General features: G+C 60.7%; 4 protein-coding genes. All 4 read left to right on the forward strand.

The annotated features are described in order from the left end of the window. On the forward strand, positions 1–305 hold a 305-nt coding region (locus tag CCR95_RS21980), incomplete at its 5' end, for an alpha/beta fold hydrolase (RefSeq protein WP_201098496.1). Positions 306–645: 340 nt separating this feature from the next. Then, the gene (locus CCR95_RS21985) at positions 646–930 is read left to right on the forward strand and encodes an NHLP leader peptide family RiPP precursor (protein WP_201098498.1); all 285 of its coding nucleotides are present in this window, start codon (positions 646–648) and stop codon (positions 928–930) included. A gap of 253 nt (positions 931–1183) precedes the next feature. After that, positions 1184–2857, forward strand: coding sequence for a hypothetical protein (locus tag CCR95_RS21990; protein ID WP_201098500.1), 1674 nt, complete (start codon positions 1184–1186; stop codon positions 2855–2857). Between the two features lie 194 nt (positions 2858–3051). Continuing rightward, positions 3052–3251 (forward strand): NHLP leader peptide family RiPP precursor (locus CCR95_RS21995; RefSeq protein WP_201098502.1); only part of this gene is annotated, 200 nt, incomplete at its 3' end.

Below are 3251 nucleotides of genomic sequence, written 5' to 3' on the forward strand. Positions count from 1 at the left end.
GGGCGCAGGTGGCCGAGTATGTCGCCAACAACAGGCACTATCAGCAGGTGTGGAATATCGTCAATCTGGATGACCGAATCTTGGCCCGGAATCTGGGCGGTCGCTGGCCGACCTGGATCTTCTGGGGTCAGTCGGACCGGATCTTCCCGGCCGAAAACGGCGTCCGGCGGCTGCGCCAGTTTTATCCCCACGCCGAGTTGCACACCCCGACCAAGGTCGGACATCTGCCGCATCTGGAACAGCCCGAGTTGACGGCGGATCTTTACCTGGCATTTCTGTCGGCCCATTCACCGCCCTTGCCCTGAACGTGGGCTTTCAGGAGCAAAAAAAGATGCGCGACATCGTCAAGGAGTTCCTGGGTGTCGGGGCGCTCGACCGGGTTTCGCTGCGGGTTGCGCGGGCGCAGTCCACACGATCTGCGAGGAGAGATAGCCGTCTGATCTGATAGCTGTGCTAACAATTTGATTCAGCTATTGTATTTCCGCAGAGTAATCAAAAGGGCATGTATGGATTTTCCGTTGGATGGCGATAGATCAATTGCTCATCCCATGGGCGTATGATCCCGGGGCGAACCGCCGCGCGGGTTCGGTTCCTCACCCGCCGCCGCGTGACCTCACGAGGCGCTTTTAACCACAGGAGCACGCCATGAACGACCAAGCGAAACAGTATCAACAACTCATCGCCAAGTGCTGGGCGGATGACGCCTTCAAGCAGCGGCTGCTGGCCGATCCGGCCGGGACGCTGGCGGCGGAGGGGATTGACGTTCCCGCTGGCGTCAGCGTCAAGGTTGCGGAAAACACCGAGCAGGTGTTTCATCTGGTCATCCCCGCCCGACCGTCAGAGTTGTCCGACGATGATCTACCGGGCGGCATGGCAGGCGGCGCGTTTCGCAGTAGAGATAATATGTATGACGCGATTGGTGGAATGTAGTTGCTATTGTGGCAATAGAGGACACGCGAGCCCGTTGGGCTCGCGTCAAGTCGCCACCGCGGTCGCACCCAAGTGGCCGGAGGCCGTTTCGTCGGGGCGAAGCGAAGGGCCGGTGAGGTGAAGTCGCTTGAGGACGGTGATCCAGATGCGGGTGAATCGCCCCCCTTGCTCTCTGTTTGGGTACTGACCCGGCCGCGCAGCCCGCCGTGCCGCCATCGAGACCAACGCCACACGGACTGCCGGCGATAGATGGATGCGGATCTTGCCAAGCAAGACCGTCGCGCATGCGGCGAGAGTCCATACTCCAGCTTTAGAGTTCGAGGCCATGATCCGTCACCCTACTTTCAAACCGCATTGGACCCCGTTCGTCATCCCCCAAACCGGAATTGTGCTGCTATCGTCCGAAGAGCGACGCATCTTGAGAGGGTGCCCCTTCGCCGATCTTACCTTGTTGCTTGATGGCATGACCTGCGTCGATGACGTGATCGCGGCGCTATGTGACCGTCACGACATCGCCAGCTTGTGCTTCTGTCTGATGCAGATGGAGAACGCCGGCTATTTGACAGACGGACCACCGGAGACCCCGCCGAGCCTAATCGTCTGGACCGAGTCAGGAGCGCGGCTGGTGACATCCGGCCCGCGCCCGACTCAGGAACCAGACGAGACGCGCGCCGCTGACTCCTTCACTCCAGAGGCGACAGGGGCAGTCTCGACCGATGAGGGTCTTGCGACAGCGAACCCCGGCGGCGATCCTCCCCGCACCCCGCCATCACACGTCGATGGCCCACGTGATAAGCGGTTCGCTTCAATGCTCGAGCGGATCAAACCCGCTCTGCAAGACACCCTGGTTCCAGCGTCCAGCTTCGACAAAATGCTCCGCGTGGCGAATCTGCTGCCCCGCGAATTCTCGGAGTTCTGGGGCATAGAATGTCGTCTCGACCAGACGATCCAGGAGGCGGACATCCTTTTTTCTGTTTATCCGCGCACAGCGGGGGCATCCCTCTTGGCCGGCGCTCAACCGTCTTGTTTGGATGATCTCTGTGAGGCTTCGCCTGTCTGGCGCGCGTTGCGGACATTGGCGCGTCACTGGCAGAGGCCAGACCACCCGGAGCGGCTCCGGATCACTGGACTCTGGCTGGAACACGATACCGCGGCAGTCCGTTGCGATGCAGACCTCTTGCGCAGTATCCGGCAGCCCAATGTCTTCGTCGCACCGTCTTCACAGGCAACAGCCGATGAGATTATCCGCCTGACCGGGATCTTGAGCCGGTTCTTCGAGTCTGCGCGGGGTAGCCTCCCGGATTTACGCTGGTTCATGGATGCCTTACCGCCTGGAGCCAGACTCTTTCAGATTGGATGGATGATGACGCGCGATCCGGCTTGTGGCTTGCGGCTCTGCATCTCCGGGGTTGACCCTGCGGCATTGCGGCCATGGTTGAGCGCCATCCTGCCACGGCATGTTGACGAACTGATGCCATTGATCGATCTGCTCACTCCGCTCTGTCGCGGCCTTGTGTTTGATTTCAACCTCACTGCGCGGGGCGTCGCCCCAGACCTCGGTGTGGAATGCTACATACGAAAAGTTTTTGATGAGTCTGCCGAGTGGATGACCCTTCTCAGGACCTTAGAGGATGCAGGCATCCCGGTTTTGGAGCACTGGCAGGCCGTGGACGATTACGTTGGCACCCTCGCCATCCCACTACAGCAGCGACTGCATGGCGATCGCCTGGAGTTGAATCCGATCCGTTGCATCAATCATGTTAAGTGCCGCCTCTCAAAGGCCAAGATCGCTCAAGTCAAAGTCTATCTCGCGGCGAGTCACCGTGAGGTGCATCTGGAGGACATCAAATTAGCCAGCGGTCTCTCGATGGCGAGAGATTCCCTTCTCGGATCAAATGGTGAATGCCGCGCCCCGACGGTTCGGTGATCGAAACGGATGGCATGTTTTTCTGTGTTAGCGGGGTTGGCGGAGACGAGGCCGAGCGGGCTTTGGCCTTACGTTGACTGCGCGCGAGACAGGCCACCCGTCGTCGGCATTCGCGATAAACTCCCGGCGCGGGTTCGGCTCCTCACCCGCCGTCGCGTGACCTCACGAGGCGCCTCCAACCACAGGATCAAGCCATGAACGACCAAGCGAAACAGTATCAGCAACTCATCGCCAAGTGCTGGGCGGATGACGCCTTCAAGCAGCGGCTGCTGGCCGATCCGGCCGGGACGCTGGCGTCGGAGGGGATGGCGGTGCCCGAGGGGGTGACGCTGCGGGTGGTGGAGGACACCGCCCAGGCGTTGACGCTGGTGATTCCGGCCCGGCCAGCAGAGTT

This window comes from Thiocystis minor, from assembly GCF_016653465.1.
GTDB classification, from domain to species: Bacteria; Pseudomonadota; Gammaproteobacteria; order Chromatiales; family Chromatiaceae; genus Chromatium; species Chromatium minus.